Origin of the sequence: Bacteroides sp. 3_1_13, assembly GCF_001185845.1 — a bacterium.
Lineage (GTDB): Bacteria > Bacteroidota > Bacteroidia > Bacteroidales > Bacteroidaceae > Bacteroides > Bacteroides xylanisolvens.
On record NZ_KQ236956.1, the window covers coordinates 581,054 to 599,230 of the forward strand.

An 18,177-nucleotide genomic window follows, 5' to 3' on the forward strand; every position below is an offset into this window, starting at 1 on the left:
ATAACTGATCCTGCAGGAATGATGATGTTCGTTTAATGGGGGCATGTTGAACTTTCTATTTCCCGCTATCCATTATTCATTCAATCAGAGCCAGTTTTTTATTCTTCTCATCGCTTCGATACAGTCGTTGCGTTCGCCGAATGCAGTTAAACGGATATACCCTTCACCGCTTGGCCCGAAACCTACACCGGGAGTACCGACCACATTGGCTTCATACAACATCTGTTCGAAGAATCGCCATGAAGAAAGTCCGTTCGGAGTTTTCACCCACAAGTAGGGAGCGTTGACGCCGCCGTATACTTTCAGTCCCGTGGCTTCCAGTCCTTCCTTCATGATTTTTGCGTTGGTCATATAATAGTCGATTGTTTTCTTAATCTGTGCCTTGCCTTCTGCACTGTAAACGGCTTCAGCTGCCCGTTGGGTAATATAAGAAGTGCCGTTAAACTTAGTACACTGGCGACGGTTCCACAATCTGTTGAGTGGTATGCGATCGCCTTCCAGAGTGGCGGCAGTGAGCTCTTTCGGAACCACGGTATATCCGCAGCGTACTCCTGTAAATCCTGCCGTTTTTGAAAAACTACGGAATTCAATCGCGCACTTTTTAGCTCCCTTAATCTCATAGATAGAGTGGGGGACATTCTCGTCCTGGATATATGCCTCGTAAGCGGCATCGAACAGAATCAGTGTATCGTTTGCTAAGGCATAATCCACCCACTTTTTCAGTTCCGGTTTGGTTAAGGTGGTCCCTGTCGGGTTGTTCGGATAACAGAGATAAACGATGTCTATCCGTTTGTCCGGAATTTCCGGGATAAAGTTGTTCTCACTTGTGCAAGGCATATAAGTAACGTTGCTCCATTTACCCGTTTCTTCTTCCAATACTCCGGCGCGTCCGCACATAACGTTACTGTCTATGTAAACCGGATAAATGGGATCTGTAACACCTACGCTATTGTCGTGGCGAAGAATATCACCTATATTTCCGGTATCGCTTTTAGCCCCGTCACTGACAAAAATCTCGGATGCCGAGAAATGAATCCCGCGTGGAGCGAAATCGTTCTTTATGATTGCTTCAATCAGAAAATCATATCCCTGTTCAGGACCATATCCGCGGAATGTATCTTTGCCGGCCAGTTCTTCTACCGCTTTATGCATTGCTTCTATACAGGCTGGAGGAAGTGGCTGCGTAACGTCGCCGATACCTAGCCGGATGATGTCCTGTTTGGGATGCGTTATCCTGAAAGTATTTACCTTTTTCGCTATATCCGAGAATAAATAACTTCCCGGTAATTTTAAAAAATGCTCGTTTACTAATGCCATCTTGTTATTGTTTTAAGTTTCTATTACTATTCATTCTCAACTCTCCATTCTCAACTCTCAACTTCTTCAACAATTTCCCCATCGAAAACCTTGGTTGCCGGTCCGGTCATTAATATATGTCCGGAGGTTTCATCCCATTCGATGGTGACTGTCCCTCCATCCATTATCACATCGCTTTTTCTTCCTGCAAGTCCGTTGATGAAGGCGGTTACTGCTGTGGCGCAGGCACCTGTTCCGCAAGCTTGAGTAATTCCCGATCCTCTTTCCCACACTCTCATCCGTATGGTGTCTTTACCGACGATCTGTGCAAACTCTACATTCGTTCTGTCGGGAAAGAGAGGATGATTCTCCAGTTCAGGACCGATTTCCGGCAGATTAATTCGGGTAATGTCATCAATAAATGTGACAAGATGAGGATTGCCCATTGATACTTTAGTAGATTGGAAAGGATATTTCTTTCCCCAATCAATCTCTCCTGTTTCTTGCGGACTGCCCATATCTACGGTGACTGTACTGACTATTTTTCCCTCTACCTGCAATTTCAGAATTTTAATTCCCGATAGTGTATCCAAAGTTATTTCTGTTTTATCAGTCAATCCGTATTCATATACATATTTGCCTACGCAGCGGCTACCATTGCCACACATCATTGCTTCCGAACCGTCGGCATTGAAAATACGCATACTGAAATCCGCTTTATCAGAGACACCAATCAATATAAGTCCATCGCTTCCGATTCCTGTATGAAACTTGCTCCATTCGATTGCCTTCTTTTCAGGGTCTGCTATCGGATATCTGGTCGTGTCTACATATATGTAGTCATTTCCTGCTCCATGCATTTTGGTAAACTTGGTTTTTGTTGTCATTTTGATTGGTATTTATTGGTTGTTGTATCCTTTTGTTTTATTACAATGCAAAGGTATGACTTTTTGCTTTATATTTTATTAAAAAGCATGTCTAATATCTATTTATTTTCTTATAACTTATAATCGCCTTTGATATGACTGTGTTTAGTTATAATTTGAAATTATATATATCTATATATTAATAAACTGTTATTTGAGCGAATTGTTTTGCATATCCTTCCATTATATATGAAGAATATTTAGCCCTGATAATTCATTAAATTAGTTATAAAAACAAGAAATATATTTTTTTTCTTTTGACGATATGAAAGTGAAAATCCTTATTTCTCTATCATATTGTTTGCGGAGTGTTTTGAAGAACCTTTTTCTGTATTCATTGTTTTAGCACTATCATTAATATAAAAACGTAGCGATATGAATATAGAGAAACAATTAGAAACAGCTATTAAAACCAACCATTTGGTGTTGGTGGTGTTCTATGCCGATTGGTCCCCTCATTATGAGTGGATAGGGCCTGTGCTTCGAACTTACGAAAAGAGAACTGTGGAATTGATTAGAGTGAATGCAGAAGAGAATAGAGCAATTGCTGATGCTCATAATGTAGAAACAGTACCGGCTTTCCTTCTATTGCATAAGAGTCATGAACTTTGGAGGCAGGTAGGAGAGCTTACGGTAGAAGAATTAAAAGAGGTATTGGATGATTTTCAATAAGATGAGAGATTGTAATTTCATCTGTCGGTTTATTAAAAAAGTGCTATCACGTGAGTTAAACTTACTGAATAATAGCACTTTTTCTTATATATAACATAATTATTATCCTTCTGATACTTCATCATCAACAATATCATTCAAATCAAAAAACAACAAACGAGTAGAAGAATTTTCATCTTCAGGTGTCAGCGGGACAAAACCATTCTTTATATAAAATGGAACAGCTTCGGAATAGGCATCTACGGTAAGAAAGCGGCACCCTGTTTTATTATTTATAACAAAATAGCTCTGAATAAAAGCTAAAAGGAATGAGCCCATGCCTGTACCCTTCACTAAACGATCTACTCCTAAACGACAAATCTTCGCTGCCGGATAACTTCTTAATCGCTTTTCATTTACAAAACGATGCTTTCGGAAATGATTAAATTCAGTTTTATCTTTAAAATCAGTTAATGAGATTCTATCATTAGCCAGACTGAAATAGGCAGCAACCCGATTATTATCTTTCTTGTCTTCAACAACATAGCTTACTGCGAGTAATGCTTTCCGATATAATAATGACTCATTTAAAATAAAATCGTTCAGATCTGTGTCACCACAGTCGAACGATTTCACTGATTCTTTCATTTTCAAGCGGCGCACTATATATGTCTCTTGAAATATTTCTTCTGTTAAAATCATACTTATCAATCTTTGAAAACGTTCATTACGGCTTTGTAACGTTTCAATCTGATTGCTTTTTGTTCCGGTGTCTCTCTACGTTTTTCTTTCATTCGCGCTTCAAATTTCCGGGCATCCTCCCCAAACAAAATTGGGGTTTCTTTTATTGGCTTTGCCACTTTGCTTTCTCCTTTCATTGTTAATTCAACATACAAAGGTAGCACTATTTCTTTGTTATGGCAAGCCCAAAGAGTCTTTTCTTCAAGCTTGCTGTTCAATTTGCTTTTAAAAAAGTGTCCTTTCAGGATTAGAACTTCTTTAATTCTTCTTGTAAGATGACCGGTTCGTTAGTGGTGATGAAATCTACCTTTTGCTCGATCAGCCATTTCATATCTTCTACTTCGTCTACTGTCCATACGTTGACTTTCAAGCCGAGGTCGTGCGCTTCTTTGATCCATTCGGGGTGTTTCTTAATCACTCCCATGTGATAGTCCAGACCGGCAGCACCCAGTTCTTTCAGCTCTTTGGGAGACAATTCCCCGTTAAGGTAATATACCGGAGTACCGGCAGGAGCCAGACGGATAAACTCTTTCATGGCATGTAGAGAGAACGTGATATATTCCATACGGTTTTCCAGTCCCATTTTCTTCACCATGGCAACAATTCCTTGCACCGCTTTAGTCTCACGTTTCTTGTTGCTATGTGCTTTCAGTTCGAGAATCAATTGGGTTTTACAGTTTTTTCCAGTTTCCAGATACTGTTCCAGGCTGGGTAAGTTTTCTCCGTTGGATAATTTAAGTCCGGTCAGTGCATCACCTTTGGAATATTCCATCGGCCTCATCTTATATACAGGATCATGGTTAACCACTAACTTGTTATCCTTCGCGATCCATACGTCAAATTCTGAACCGTAACAACCGATGGAATCTGCTTTTAGAAGTGATGAAATACTGTTCTGCGATGATCCCGGAGTTTTCCAGAAACCGCGGTGAGCTATCACTTTTGTCTGTGCCTGCATACAACAAGCAGCCATTAGAAGGGCAGAAGCCATCATCATTTTTTTTAAATTCATTTGTTTGATCTTTTAAAAGTTTGATAGATTTAATTGGGTTTGGCCTCAAAATTATAAAAAAGAAAACGCAAATCAGCCGATAATATGCTAATCTGCGTTAATCCTTGGGATTTTAGAATAGAAATGCTACAAAAGAATAACAGAATTTGCTGTTTCCGTTATTTTTTATCAGTTAAGTATAGGCCTCTTCATGTATTCCTTTCACTGCACGTCCGCTAGGCTCATTCAGATTTCTGAAAGCGATATCCCAGGCTAGTGCTTCTGCTGTGGAGCAGGCTACACTCGGAACACTGGGGACGGTGCGTGCTGCACTTTCACTGGGGAAATGCTCTTCGAAAATGCTACGATAGTAGTACTCTTCTTTGTTTTGTGGCGTATTGATCGGGAAACGTTCGGCAGCATGTTCCATTTGCTCATCGCTCACGGCAGCTGCTGTGATCTCTCTCAATGTGTCAATCCATGAATATCCTACACCGTCACTGAACTGCTCTTTCTGTCTCCAAGCCACACTTTCCGGTAACATATCGGCAAAGGCTTCGCGAACAATTCGTTTCTCAATGTTTTTTCCGGGGCACATTTTAGCTTTCGGGTTCAGGTTCATTGCCACGTCGAGAAATTCTTTATCAAGGAAAGGGACGCGTCCTTCTACTCCCCATGCTGATAAACTTTTATTGGCACGGAGGCAATCGTACATGTGCAACTTTGAAAGTTTACGTACTGTTTCTTCGTGAAATGCCTGTGGAGTAGGGGCCTTGTGGAAATACAGATACCCCCCGAAAACTTCATCAGCACCTTCACCGCTCAACACCATTTTGATTCCCATTGATTTAATGACACGCGCCAATAAATACATGGGAGTGGAAGCGCGTACGGTAGTTACATCATACGTCTCGATGAAATAAATTACGTCGCGAACAGCATCCAGACCTTCCTGAACGGTGTAGTTGATCTCATGATGGACGGTACCGATATATTCGGCCACCTCACGCGCTTTAATCAAATCGGGGGCGTCCTTTAGACCGATGGCGAAAGAGTGGAGTTGAGGCCACCATGCATCGCTTGCACCGTCTGTTTCTATACGTTTTGCCGCATATTTTTTGGCAATGGCAGAGATAACAGAACTATCTAACCCGCCCGAAAGCAACACTCCATACGGTACGTCACTCATTAACTGGCGGTGCACAGCCTCTTCCAATGCCACTTTCACATCCTCGGTTTGTGCATCATTCTCTTTGACGGTTTCATATTCTGTCCAGTCGCGCGAATACCAACGTTTCATTTTTCCCTCTTTACTATAGAAATAATGTCCGGGGAGGAATACTTCATATTCGTCACAAAATCCTTCGAGAGCTTTCAACTCGCTGCCGAAGTAGATTTTTCCCTCTTTATCTTTTCCTATATATAAAGGAATAACCCCTATCGGATCACGGGCAATTAGAAATTCATCCTTTTCCTCATCATAAAGCACGAAAGCGAAGATACCGCTGATATCTTCCAAAAAATGGATGCCTTTATCTTTGTAAAGGGCAAGAATTACCTCACAGTCACTTCCGGTTTGAAAGTTATATTTTCCCGCATATTTAGCTCGAATATCACGGTGATTGTAAATCTCACCATTTACGGCGAGCACCTGTTTACGATCGGGAGAGTATAACGGTTGTCCGCCACTCTGCGGGTCGACAATGGAAAGACGTTCGTGTGCCAGGATGGCACTTCCGCCTACATAGATTCCGCTCCAGTCCGGTCCGCGATGACGGATCTTCTGGGCCATTTTCAGTGCTTTATCTCTTAGTTCTTTCGTTTGAACTTTGATGTTGAGTATACCTGCTATTCCACACATAACTTTAATTTTTAGAGGGGGTAATGTAATCTGTTGATTGTTTATTCGCTATTTCTAAGAAGCTGATTAGCTATTCTTAATTCGTTCCATAATTGTTATCGTTTAGTTCCACAACTGTTTCCCTTTAGTTCCATATCTGTTATCGTTTAGTTCCACAGATATGGAACGAACCGGTAATAGCAATCGAGCTTCTTGTTGTACACTGTTGCAAACCTTATTGTATTAGATAAGCATCTATTTCCGCAGCAGCCTTTCGTCCTCCCGCCATGGCGCGTACCACCAGGCTGGCGCCAGTCTCGGCATCACCGGCTAGGAATACATTCTTTGCAAATTTCGGTTGTTCCGGTTTCAGGAATCCCATTGCCAATAATACCATATCAGCTTCGATGACTTCCTTCTTCCCTGTTGGTTTCATCGTGGGACGTCCGCCATCTGCTGCCGGAATCCATTCCACTTCTTCCACTTCTACACCTGTCACTTTTCCATTCTTTCCGAGGAACTGATTGGAAGCCAGGCACCAGCGGCGTGTACAACCTTCTTCATGGCTGGAAGTCGTTTTAAAGACTGCCGGCCATTGTGGCCAAGGAGTAGCCGGATTGTAGCCGACAGGAGGTTTCGGCATGATTTCGATTTGAGTGACACTGACGGCTCCCTGTCTCACACTGGTTCCGATGCAGTCGGAACCGGTATCTCCGCCACCTATCACAAGTACTTTTTTGCCTTTGGCATTCACCAATTTATCTTTCGGGAAAGTCTGTCCTGCCAGAATCCTGTTCTGCTGTGCCAGCATTTCAAGTGCGAAATGGATGCCTTTCAGTTCACGTCCCGGAATACTCAAATCACGTGCAGTCGGCGTTCCGGTACAGATGCAGTAAGCGTCGAATCCTTCCGGCAAATGATTGATGTCTATTTCTACTCCCATCTCAAACAGTATTCCTTCTGCAGCCAATATCTTCATCCGTCGGTCAATTACATTCTTATCCAGTTTGAAATTAGGAATACCGAACCGTAATAACCCTCCGGGCGCTTCGTCCTTATCGAATAAAGTAACGCTATATCCTTTTAAATTCAGCTGATTAGCCACCACCAATCCGGCAGGACCCGCACCAATCACCGCCACTTTCTTTCCGTTTCTTCTCGGCGTCTTTACCTGTATATATCCTTCACGAAAAGCCGCTTCCACGATAGCTGCTTCATTCTCGCGAATAGTCACCGGCTGATCGCAGGAAAGTTTCAACACACACGATTTTTCGCAAAGAGCAGGACAAATACGTCCTGTAAATTCCGGAAAATCGCAAGTAGACGACAATACTTCGTATGCCTCCTTCCATTTTCCCCTGTATAATGCATCCTGCCATTCCGGTTGTTTATTTCCTATCGGGCATGCCCAATGACAGAAAGGTACGCCGCAATCCATACAGCGTGACGCCTGCAATTTACGGCTGTTTGTATTCAAAGTCTGTTCTACCTGACTATAGTCAGCGATTCGCTCGTTTACAGGGCGGTATCCCGCCTCTTGTCGAGGTATATTTAGAAATGCTTTAGGATCTCCCATCTTGTTATTTACTATTTGACGATTTACTATTTACTATTTTTAGACTATCTTGTCATTTGCTATTTGACTATTTACAGACTATACATTCAAATAGTAAATTGTAAATAGTCAAATTGTAAATCTAATAGTCTCTTTGCATGTCTGCAATTTTTTGTTGTAATTTTCTCATCTGTTCCTCCTGCAATACTTTTTTGTATTCGATGGGTACTACTTGGATGAACTGTTCTGCATAATGATTCCAGTTGTCAAGCATGGTACGGGCTAGTTTTGAGCCTGTGTACAGATAATGTTGGCGGATTAGTTCGTGTAGCTCCTTCCGGTAGCTGGCTTCTTCGATGAGTGACAGTTCCACCATTTCCATGTTGCAGAAATAATCGAAGTTGCCATCCTTGTTCCATACGTAAGCCACACCGCCACTCATACCGGCTGCAAAGTTACGTCCGGTTTGTCCGAGGACTACCACACGACCTCCTGTCATGTATTCGCAACAATGGTCGCCCACACCTTCCACTACGGCAACTGCACCGGAGTTACGAACTGCGAAGCGTTCTCCTACACGACCGTTGATATATACTTCACCGCTTGTTGCTCCATAAAGCAAGGTATTACCGGCAATTGTATTCTTTTCGGCTTCGAAGTTGCTGCGGATAGGAGGCAATACGGAGATGCGTCCGCCGCTCAATCCTTTACCCAGATAATCGTTTGCTTCACCTTCCAGTTTAAAGTTAACTCCCGGTACGAGGAAAGCCCCGAAAGACTGACCTGCCGAGCCTTTGAACTTCACATTCAGCGTATGTTCCGGCAATCCTTTAGCACCGTATTTCTTGGCAATCACTCCGGAGAGCATGGCACCTATTGCACGGTCTGTATTGGCAATCGTATATTCTAAAGAAATCTCTTTCTCATGTTCAATAGCTTCCTGTGCCGCATCAATAAGGGTTACATCCTTTACAGTAGAAACACCGTGATCCTGATCGATGACATGGCGGATAGCCGCGTTGTTATCAATGCGTGCCAGCAATTTGGTGAAGTCGATTAACGCATGTTTCGGATTCGGGTCGTTGGCAACGGACTTGCGTTCGATCAAGTCTGTGCGTCCGATAATATCATCCATTCTGGTGAATCCCATTTCGGCCAAATGCTCGCGGACCTCCTGTGCCAGGAATGTGAAGAAATTTACCAAATATTCACTACGCCCATGAAAGCGTTTACGTAATTCCTCATTCTGTGTGGCAACTCCCACCGGACAAGTATTCTGATGGCATTTGCGCATCATTACACACCCTAATACAATCAATGCCGAGGTGGCGAAGCCATATTCTTCGGCACCCATTAGCGCCATTAAGATGATGTCACGTCCGGTTTTCAGTTGTCCGTCGGCTTGCAGAACTACTTGCCCACGAAGTCCGTTCAAAACTAATGTTTGTTGTGTCTCGCTCAATCCCAATTCCGGTGAGATGCCCGCATAACGGATAGAAGAAGCCGGAGAAGCACCTGTTCCCCCTTCAGCACCGGAGATGACAATCAGGTCCGCCTTTGCTTTTGCCACCCCGGCGGCAATTGTACCGACGCCGCTTTCTGCTACCAGTTTCACACTGATTTTGGCCTGTGGATTTACATTTTTCAGATCGAATATTAATTGTGCCAAATCCTCAATCGAATAAATATCATGATGAGGTGGGGGAGAAATCAGTGAAATTCCCGGAATGGAATGGCGTGTTTTTGCAATCACATCATTCACTTTAAATCCCGGAAGTTGTCCGCCTTCACCCGGCTTTGCTCCTTGTGCTATCTTAATCTGAATCTCATCCGCATTAACCAGATATTCTGCCGTTACACCGAAACGTCCGGAAGCTACCTGCTTGATTGCACTTCGTAAGGAACTGCCATCGGGCAGCGGTTGGAAACGGGCAGCGTCCTCGCCACCTTCACCGGTATTGCTGCGTCCGTGAATTTTATTCATGGCAATAGCCATTGCCTCATGAGCCTCTTTGCTGATAGAACCAAAAGACATGGCCCCCGTGACGAAACGATGCAGAATGTTTTCCACCGGTTCTACCTGATCGATCGAAATCGGGTTACGACGGAATCCCAGAAAGTCACGAAGGAAAATAGGCTTCTCTTTTTCGTCTACCAGATGAGTATATTCTTTAAATTTCTTATAACTCCCCATCCGTGTAGCCAATTGCAGCGTACTGATTGTTTCCGGATTCCATGCATGCTCTTCTCCGTCTTTACGGAAGGCATACAAACCGTTGTTTTTTAATAATGGAAAGTTGAAAGTGGAAGATGGAGAATTACTTTGTGTTCCTTCATTTCTATTTTTGATTTCTGAAAATCCTTCCTCATGGAAAGCAATGGCATCTCTGGCTATTTCTTCCAAGCGAATACCTCCGATGGGCGAACCGAGTCCACCGAAATAGGTCTTACTCAATTCTTCGCTCAAACCGACGGCTTCGAAGATCTTTGCACCACGATAAGAGCGGATGGTAGAGATCCCCATTTTACTCATGATTTTAAACAAGCCTTTGCAGATGGATTTGATATAATTCTTTTCAGCAGTGGCATAATCCAACTGAATATCCCTGTCTTTAACCAAGCGGTCGAGAACAGCGAATGCCATGTAAGGATTCAGGGCACTTGCTCCGAAACCCAGTAATAACGCAGCGTGCATCACCTCACGTATTTCACCGCTTTCTACAATCAATGCTGTTTGTACACGTTTGCCGACTGAAATCAGATGGTGATGAACGGCGCTTACTGCCAGCAATGAAGGAATAGCGGCATGGGTAATATCCACGTCACGGTCGGTCAGGACAATGTAGTTTACGCCTTCCGTCACAGATTCTTCCGCCATTTTACAGAGGCTGTTCAGTGCCTCCTGCAATCCGGCTTTCCCTTTTGCTGCTTCAAATAACATGGGCAGTTTGACCGTTTTGAAGCCTTTATAGCGGATATTACAAAGAATATCCAGTTGTGTGTTGCTCAAAATCGGATGATTCAGGCGGACCATTTTGCAATGACTCTCGCTGGGTGTCAGAATATTCATGCCGACTGCCCCGATGTATTCTGTCAATGACATTACCAGTTCTTCGCGGAGCGGGTCGATGGGAGGATTGGTCACTTGTGCAAATTGCTGCCGGAAATAGTTGTAAAGCAATTGCGGCTTATCCGAAAGTACAGCTAACGGAGTATCATTACCCATTGAATGGATCGGTTCTGCTCCGCTGCTTGCCATCGGCATAATCAGTTTTTCGATATCCTCTTTGGAGTAGCCGAAAGTGCGAAGCATACAGTCGTAGTTTTCTACATGATGAGGTACTTTGCGTCCGCTCTTCAGTTCATCCAGTTCGATTCGGTTCGTAGACAACCAGGTGCGGTAAGGTTTGGCTTCAGCCAACTGTTTTTTCAGTTCGCCATCATAATAAATTTCACCTTTTTCTGTATCTACCAGCAAAATCTTACCGGGCTGTAAGCGGCCTTTTTCTTTGATGTCTCCCGGTTCGAAATCCATCACACCGACTTCCGAAGCCACTACCATCATATCATTTTTAGTAATCAGATAACGGGCAGGGCGCAGACCGTTGCGGTCGAGCATACCTCCGGCAAATCGTCCGTCGCTGAATAGTAGTGCGGCCGGTCCGTCCCACGGTTCCATCAAGATAGAGTGGTATTCGTAGAATGATTTCAGATCCTCGCTGATGGGATTCTTTTCGTTGAAAGATTCCGGCACGAGCATAGCCATAGCGTGTGGCAGGCTCAACCCCGACATCACCAGGAACTCCAGTACATTATCCAAGGAAGCACTGTCGCTCATGCCCGGTTGTATAATCGGGCGAAGTTCTTTTATGTCACCCAAGGTAGGAGTGGAGAGTACGCTTTCGCGGGCTTCCATCCATCCGCGGTTACCACGGATCGTGTTGATTTCACCGTTGTGTGCCAGAAGGCGGAATGGTTGTGCCAATCCCCATGTAGGGAATGTATTGGTACTGAAACGGGAGTGCACCAGTGCCAGTCCGCTGGTAAAATAGCTATTCGTCAGGTCCGGATAGTAGTTGCGCAGTTGCAACGACGAAAGCATACCTTTATATATAATGTTTTTTGTAGAAAGCGAAACAACATAAAAATCGTCCTTTGTCGGAATGGATGACAGTCTGACCTTATTCTCGATTCTTTTCCGGATCAGATATAACTTCCGGTCGGCCGTTTCCGTTTCTGTAAATCCGGTGATAAACACCTGCTTGATGTCAGGTTCGTTTGCCAAAGCAGATTCTCCTAGAATTTCAGGGCAGGTGGGCACATTGCGCAGATGCATCAATGTGAGTCCTTCTTTTTCAATTTCTTCAATAATGATACTTAAAATGGCTGCCTGGTCTTTCTCATTTTTCGGCAAAAATAGCAATCCTGTGCCGTACCGTCCTTTTTCGGGTACAGGAATACCTTGCAATAAAATAAACTCATGCGGAATTTGCAGCATGATACCTGCACCGTCGCCGGTTTTGTTATCCGCACCTTCGGCGCCGCGGTGGCGCATGTTCTCTAATACCTTTAAAGCCGACTCAACAATGTCGTGTGACTTTTCTCCATGAATGTTTACCAGCATACCAACACCGCAGGCATCGTGTTCGTATGCCGCATTGTACAAGCCCATCTGTTTGGGCTGTCGTTGGTAAGGGGATCCTTCTGTTACGTTGTTAAAAAGTTCTTGTTTCTTCATTCTTACTAGCTTTATTGTATGATAATACCTAATTGAAGTGTCAATTTGTTCGGCAAAGTTAGTAGTTTAATTTCAAAATGATAGTAAAATATAAGTTTTCTGTAACGCGAAATTAAAAGAAGAGCCTGTCTTCTTCTAATTTGTAATTAAAAGAAGGAGATTTACTTTTAATTTGTTAGCTCTTTTAGGTGAATGGTGAACTAATTGTAATTTGTTTCTTTTTGAGCTAAAAATAATATATTATTTAACTTTTTGATGTGTTTGCAACTTTTTTATGCGTTTCTGTCAAATAAATATGCTTTTTGTTGTCTTTATGTTATTTGTAATGTGTATATTTGCAGTCGAAATAAAAATATCATAATATGTGTGGAATAGTAGGCTATATTGGTAAACGAAAAGCCTACCCTATCCTTATAAAAGGGCTGAAGCGACTGGAGTATCGTGGATATGATAGCGCGGGGGTAGCAATCATCAGTGATGACCGACAGTTAAATGTGTATAAGACGAAAGGAAAAGTCTCCGATCTTGAAAATTTCGTCACACAAAAAGATATTTCCGGTACAATCGGAATTGCCCATACTCGTTGGGCTACTCACGGGGAACCTTGTTCCGCTAACGCCCACCCTCATTACTCTTCTTCCGAAAAGCTCGCTCTCATTCATAACGGTATTATTGAAAACTACGCCGTTCTCAAAGAAAAACTTCAAGCCAAAGGCTATATTTTTAAAAGTAGTACAGATACCGAAGTCCTTGTTCAATTAATAGAATACATGAAAGTCACTAATCAAGTCAGTTTGCTGACAGCCGTTCAATTGGCGTTGGGAGAAGTGATTGGTGCCTATGCGATTGCGATTCTTGATAAAGAGCATCCCGATGAGATTATTGCTGCCCGTAAGAGTAGCCCGCTGGTAGTGGGGATTGGAGCGGACGAGTTCTTCCTTGCTTCGGATGCCACTCCGATTGTAGAATATACAGATAAGGTGGTTTATCTGGAAGACGGAGAAATTGCTGTTCTCCATTTGGGAAAAGAATTGAAGGTGGTCAACTTGAGTAATGTTGAAATGACACCTGAAATTAAAAAGGTGGAGCTTAATCTCGGCCAGCTGGAAAAAGGGGGATATCCGCATTTTATGTTGAAAGAGATTTTCGAACAGCCCGATTGTATTCATGATTGTATGCGCGGACGTATCAATGTGGAAGCAGACAATGTGGTACTTTCCGCTGTGATCGATCATCGGGAAAAGCTACTGAATGCCAAGCGGTTTATTATCGTTGCCTGCGGAACTTCCTGGCATGCCGGACTGATTGGTAAGCATCTGATTGAAAGTTTCTGCCGCATACCGGTGGAAGTGGAGTATGCTTCCGAATTCCGTTACCGTGATCCGGTGATTGACGGACAGGATGTAGTGATAGCAATCTCCCAAAGCGGTGAGACTGCGGATACTTTGGCTGCTGTGGAATTGGCAAAAAGCCGCGGAGCATTTATATATGGTATTTGCAATGCTATCGGGTCTTCTATTCCCCGTGCCACTCACACCGGTTCGTATATCCACGTAGGTCCGGAAATCGGAGTCGCTTCCACCAAAGCGTTTACCGGACAGGTCACTGTGTTGGCAATGCTGGCATTGACGCTTGCCAAAGCGAAAGGAACAATTGACGAACGGCATTATCTTTCAATTGTACAGGAATTAAATCATATTCCGGAGAAGATGAAAGAAGTGCTGAAACTGAATGATACCCTGGCGGAATTATCGAAAACTTTCACGTATGCGCATAACTTTATTTACCTGGGACGCGGATATAGTTATCCTGTTGCCTTGGAAGGTGCATTGAAATTGAAAGAAATATCGTATATTCACGCCGAAGGTTATCCGGCTGCCGAGATGAAGCACGGACCGATTGCCTTGATTGACGCGGAAATGCCGGTAGTGGTGATTGCTACGCAGAATGGACTGTACGAAAAAGTGCTAAGTAATATTCAGGAGATCAAGGCGAGGAAGGGAAAAGTGATTGCGTTCGTTACGAAGGGAGATACGGTTATCAGCAAGATTGCCGATTGTAGTATCGAACTTCCTGAAACAATAGAGTGTCTCGATCCGTTAATAACTACGGTACCTCTCCAACTTCTTGCTTATCACATTGCGGTATGTAAGGGGATGGATGTAGACCAGCCGAGAAATCTGGCGAAGTCGGTAACGGTGGAGTAATGTGATTTACAATTAGACAATTTACTATTTACGATTTACGATTGAAGAATCAATGATAGATAGTAAGTTGTTTGATTGGCAGGTGGTAATTTAAATCGTAAATAGTAAATCGTCAAATCGTAAATAGTATAGATGGAACAATTGAAACATGAATGTGGCGTTGCCATGATACGCTTGCTTAAACCGTTGGAGTATTACGAGAAAAAGTACGGAACATGGATGTACGGTCTTAATAAGCTCTACCTGTTGATGGAGAAACAACATAACCGTGGACAGGAAGGTGCGGGACTGGCATGTGTGAAACTGGAAGCAAATCCGGGTGAAGAATATATGTTTCGTGAACGTGCTTTAGGCTCCGGAGCTATTACGGAGATTTTTGAAAATGTTCAAAACAATTTTAAGGAGCTCACTCCCGAACAGTTGCATGATGCTGCGTATGCCAAACGAGTCCTGCCTTTTGCCGGGGAAGTATATATGGGGCATCTTCGTTATTCCACTACGGGAAAATCCGGAATCTCATACGTGCATCCATTCTTAAGAAGAAATAACTGGCGTGCCAAGAATCTCGCTCTTTGCGGAAACTTCAATATGACGAATGTAGACGAAATATTTGCCCGTATCACTGCCATTGGTCAGCATCCGCGTAAATATGCCGATACATATATCATGTTGGAACAGGTGGGACACCGTCTTGACCGTGAAGTGGAGCGTGTATTCAATCTTGCCGAAGCCGAAGGGCTTACGGGCATGGGCATCACGCATTATATAGAAGAACATATTGATTTGGCAAACGTACTGCGTACTTCCAGTCGCGAATGGGATGGGGGGTATGTTATTTGCGGATTGACCGGAAGCGGTGAATCTTTCGCTATTCGTGACCCGTGGGGCATCCGGCCTGCATTTTGGTATCAGGATGACGAGATAGCTGTTCTTGCTTCCGAACGTCCGGTTATCCAGACAGCTTTGAATGTTCCGTTTGAGGAAATCAAGGAACTGCAACCGGGGCAGGCATTGTTGATTAGCAAAGAGGGAAAGATCCGTACTTCGCAAATCAATAAGCCGCGTGAAAATCAGGCTTGTTCTTTCGAACGTATCTATTTCTCCCGTGGCAGTGACGTCGATATTTATAAAGAAAGGAAACGGCTGGGCGAAAAGTTGGTTCCGAAAATACTGAAAGCAATCAATAATGACATCGATCATACGGTCTTCTCTTTTATTCCCAACACTGCAGAGGTTGCTTTCTACGGAATGTTGCAGGGACTGGATGATTACTTGAATGAGGAGAAAGTGCAGCAGATCGCTGCATTGGGGCATAACCCGAATATGGAGGAGTTGGAAGTTATTCTTTCCCGTCGTATTCGTAGCGAAAAGGTGGCAATCAAGGATATTAAGCTCCGTACGTTTATTGCCGAAGGAAACAGCCGTAATGATTTGGCTGCCCATGTGTATGATATTACATACGGAAGTCTTGTACCCGGTGTTGATAATCTGGTGATTATCGACGACAGCATTGTGCGCGGTACTACGCTGAAACAAAGTATTATCGGTATTCTCGACCGTCTCGGTCCGAAGAAGATTGTCATCGTATCTTCTTCTCCGCAGGTGCGTTATCCTGACTATTACGGTATTGATATGGCAAAGATGAGCGAGTTTATCGCCTTCAGGGCTGCTGTAGAACTTTTAAAGGAACGGGATATGAAAGATGTGATTGCGGCCGCCTACCGTAAATCGAAAGAGCAGGTAGGACTGCCGAAAGAGCAGATGGTAAACTATGTGAAAGATATTTATGCTCCGTTCACTGATGAGGAAATCTCTGCCAAAATGGTGGAACTGCTGACACCCAAGGGAACCAAGGCGAAAGTGGAAATCGTCTATCAACCGTTGGAGGGATTGCACGAGGCTTGTCCGCATCATAAAGGCGACTGGTATTTTAGCGGTAACTACCCTACACCGGGTGGTGTGAAAATGGTGAACCGGGCGTTCATCGACTATATAGAACAAATGTATCAATTCTAACAACCATACAACGATTCAATAATAAGAATGAGAAATGTGACATTAATCCTTGACGACGGGAGCCGGTTTTCCGGTAAGTCGTTTGGCTACGAGAAGCCGGTGGCGGGCGAAGTAGTGTTTAATACTGCCATGACCGGATACCCGGAGAGCCTCACTGACCCTTCATACGCCGGACAGTTGATGACGCTTACCTATCCTTTGGTAGGTAACTACGGTGTTCCTCCTTTTACTATCGAGCCGAATGGACTTGCCACTTTCATGGAAAGTGAGAAGATCCACGCGGAAGCGATTATCGTAAGTGACTATTCTTATGAATACAGCCACTGGAACGCTGTGGAAAGTCTTGGTGACTGGTTGAAACGCGAAAAGGTTCCTGGTATCACCGGCATTGACACACGCGAGTTGACGAAAGTTCTTCGTGAACATGGAGTAATGATGGGGAAAATAGTATTTGAAAATGAAGAATTAAGAATGAAGAATGAAGAATTTCCGTCTTATAGCGATATAAACTATGTAGACCAGGTTTCCTGTAAAGAAATTATTCATTATTTCCCTAGTGGAACAAGCAGCCACAGCGCAGCTAATTCTTCATTCTTCATTCCTCATTCTTCATTAAAAAAAGTTGTCCTGGTAGATTGCGGTGTGAAGACTAATATCATTCGTTGTCTGCTGAAACGTAATGTAGAGGTGATCCGTGTACCTTGGGATTATGATTATAACGGACTCGAATTTGACGGACTGTTTATTTCTAACGGACCGGGGGATCCGGATACCTGTGATGCTGCGGTGCAGAATATCCGCAAGGCGATGGCAAACGAGAAACTGCCTATTTTCGGAATCTGCATGGGTAACCAACTACTTTCGAAAGCGGGAGGAGCCAAGATTTATAAATTGAAATACGGTCACCGTAGCCATAACCAACCGGTGCGTATGGTAGGCACTGAACGTTGCTTCATCACCTCGCAAAATCACGGTTATGCCGTAGACAATAATACGTTGAGTGCAGATTGGGAACCGTTATTTATTAATATGAATGATGGCTCTAACGAAGGAATCAAGCATAAAAGAAACCCTTGGTTTTCTGCACAATTCCATCCGGAAGCAGCAAGTGGACCTACGGATACGGAATTCCTGTTCGACGAATTTGTAAAACTATTATAACCCATATTCATCACGGATTATAAAAAATCTGTGTTAATCTGTGTAATCTGTGGTG

12 protein-coding genes are annotated in these 18,177 nt (G+C 43.5%); 4 read left to right on the plus strand and 8 right to left on the minus strand.

Features of this window, described 5'->3' with window-relative positions:
- Positions 1–84: 84 nt before the first annotated feature.
- Both HMPREF9009_RS14795 and dapF read right to left on the minus strand, forming a co-directional pair.
- Positions 85–1,317: an LL-diaminopimelate aminotransferase gene (locus tag HMPREF9009_RS14795; RefSeq protein WP_004315728.1), complete on the minus strand. Its 1,233-nt coding sequence runs from the start codon at positions 1,315–1,317 to the stop codon at positions 85–87.
- A gap of 50 nt (positions 1,318–1,367) precedes the next feature.
- Complete coding sequence (dapF, locus tag HMPREF9009_RS14800; RefSeq protein WP_049702573.1) at positions 1,368–2,183, minus strand: diaminopimelate epimerase; 816 nt, start codon at positions 2,181–2,183, stop codon at positions 1,368–1,370.
- 414 nt (positions 2,184–2,597) lie between these two features.
- Here dapF and HMPREF9009_RS14805 point away from each other — a divergent pair, with 414 nt between their 5' ends.
- Complete coding sequence (locus HMPREF9009_RS14805) at positions 2,598–2,894, plus strand: thioredoxin family protein (RefSeq protein WP_049702574.1); 297 nt, start codon at positions 2,598–2,600, stop codon at positions 2,892–2,894.
- Between the two features lie 102 nt (positions 2,895–2,996).
- On the opposite strand, the gene HMPREF9009_RS14810 is transcribed toward HMPREF9009_RS14805, so the two are convergent.
- From HMPREF9009_RS14810 to gltB, 6 genes are all read right to left on the minus strand, one after another.
- Positions 2,997–3,575, minus strand: coding sequence for a GNAT family N-acetyltransferase (locus HMPREF9009_RS14810; RefSeq protein WP_083444199.1), 579 nt, complete (start codon positions 3,573–3,575; stop codon positions 2,997–2,999).
- A gap of 5 nt (positions 3,576–3,580) precedes the next feature.
- A complete protein-coding gene (locus HMPREF9009_RS14815; protein ID WP_153882613.1) occupies positions 3,581–3,751 on the minus strand; it encodes a hypothetical protein in 171 nt (56 codons plus the stop codon).
- A 110-nt stretch (positions 3,752–3,861) separates the two neighbouring features.
- The gene (locus HMPREF9009_RS14820) at positions 3,862–4,626 is read right to left on the minus strand and encodes a glycerophosphodiester phosphodiesterase family protein (RefSeq protein ID WP_049702576.1); all 765 of its coding nucleotides are present in this window, start codon (positions 4,624–4,626) and stop codon (positions 3,862–3,864) included.
- 172 nt (positions 4,627–4,798) lie between these two features.
- Positions 4,799–6,466, minus strand: a complete 1,668-nt coding sequence (asnB, locus tag HMPREF9009_RS14825; protein ID WP_049702577.1) for an asparagine synthase B — start codon at positions 6,464–6,466, stop codon at positions 4,799–4,801.
- A 214-nt stretch (positions 6,467–6,680) separates the two neighbouring features.
- Positions 6,681–8,021: a glutamate synthase subunit beta gene (locus HMPREF9009_RS14830; protein WP_049702578.1), complete on the minus strand. Its 1,341-nt coding sequence runs from the start codon at positions 8,019–8,021 to the stop codon at positions 6,681–6,683.
- Between the two features lie 121 nt (positions 8,022–8,142).
- Complete coding sequence (gene gltB / locus HMPREF9009_RS14835) at positions 8,143–12,738, minus strand: glutamate synthase large subunit (RefSeq protein WP_049702579.1); 4,596 nt, start codon at positions 12,736–12,738, stop codon at positions 8,143–8,145.
- Between the two features lie 362 nt (positions 12,739–13,100).
- Between gltB and glmS the strand changes: the two genes are divergently transcribed.
- From glmS to carA, 3 genes are all read left to right on the plus strand, one after another.
- Entirely contained in the window at positions 13,101–14,945 is a 1,845-nt protein-coding gene (gene glmS / locus HMPREF9009_RS14840; RefSeq protein ID WP_004315736.1) for a glutamine--fructose-6-phosphate transaminase (isomerizing), read from the plus strand.
- A gap of 132 nt (positions 14,946–15,077) precedes the next feature.
- A complete protein-coding gene (locus tag HMPREF9009_RS14845; protein ID WP_008022839.1) occupies positions 15,078–16,961 on the plus strand; it encodes an amidophosphoribosyltransferase in 1,884 nt (627 codons plus the stop codon).
- Positions 16,962–16,988: 27 nt separating this feature from the next.
- Positions 16,989–18,122 (plus strand): glutamine-hydrolyzing carbamoyl-phosphate synthase small subunit, encoded by a 1,134-nt coding sequence (gene carA / locus HMPREF9009_RS14850; RefSeq protein WP_007752280.1) that lies wholly within the window; start codon positions 16,989–16,991, stop codon positions 18,120–18,122.
- The last annotated feature ends 55 nt before the right edge of the window (positions 18,123–18,177 follow it).

Bases quoted from the DNA above. Each gene is read 5' to 3' on its own strand.
- HMPREF9009_RS14795 (WP_004315728.1), bottom strand. From the start codon at position 1,317: ATGGCATTAGTAAACGAGCATTTTTTAAAATTACCGGGAAGTTATTTA.
- dapF (WP_049702573.1), bottom strand. From the start codon at position 2,183: ATGACAACAAAAACCAAGTTTACCAAAATGCATGGAGCAGGAAATGAC.
- HMPREF9009_RS14805 (WP_049702574.1), top strand. From the start codon at position 2,598: ATGAATATAGAGAAACAATTAGAAACAGCTATTAAAACCAACCATTTG.
- HMPREF9009_RS14810 (WP_083444199.1), bottom strand. From the start codon at position 3,575: ATGATTTTAACAGAAGAAATATTTCAAGAGACATATATAGTGCGCCGC.
- HMPREF9009_RS14815 (WP_153882613.1), bottom strand. From the start codon at position 3,751: ATGAAAGGAGAAAGCAAAGTGGCAAAGCCAATAAAAGAAACCCCAATT.
- HMPREF9009_RS14820 (WP_049702576.1), bottom strand. From the start codon at position 4,626: ATGAATTTAAAAAAAATGATGATGGCTTCTGCCCTTCTAATGGCTGCT.
- asnB (WP_049702577.1), bottom strand. From the start codon at position 6,466: ATGTGTGGAATAGCAGGTATACTCAACATCAAAGTTCAAACGAAAGAA.
- HMPREF9009_RS14830 (WP_049702578.1), bottom strand. From the start codon at position 8,021: ATGGGAGATCCTAAAGCATTTCTAAATATACCTCGACAAGAGGCGGGA.
- gltB (WP_049702579.1), bottom strand. From the start codon at position 12,738: ATGAAGAAACAAGAACTTTTTAACAACGTAACAGAAGGATCCCCTTAC.
- glmS (WP_004315736.1), top strand. From the start codon at position 13,101: ATGTGTGGAATAGTAGGCTATATTGGTAAACGAAAAGCCTACCCTATC.
- HMPREF9009_RS14845 (WP_008022839.1), top strand. From the start codon at position 15,078: ATGGAACAATTGAAACATGAATGTGGCGTTGCCATGATACGCTTGCTT.
- carA (WP_007752280.1), top strand. From the start codon at position 16,989: ATGAGAAATGTGACATTAATCCTTGACGACGGGAGCCGGTTTTCCGGT.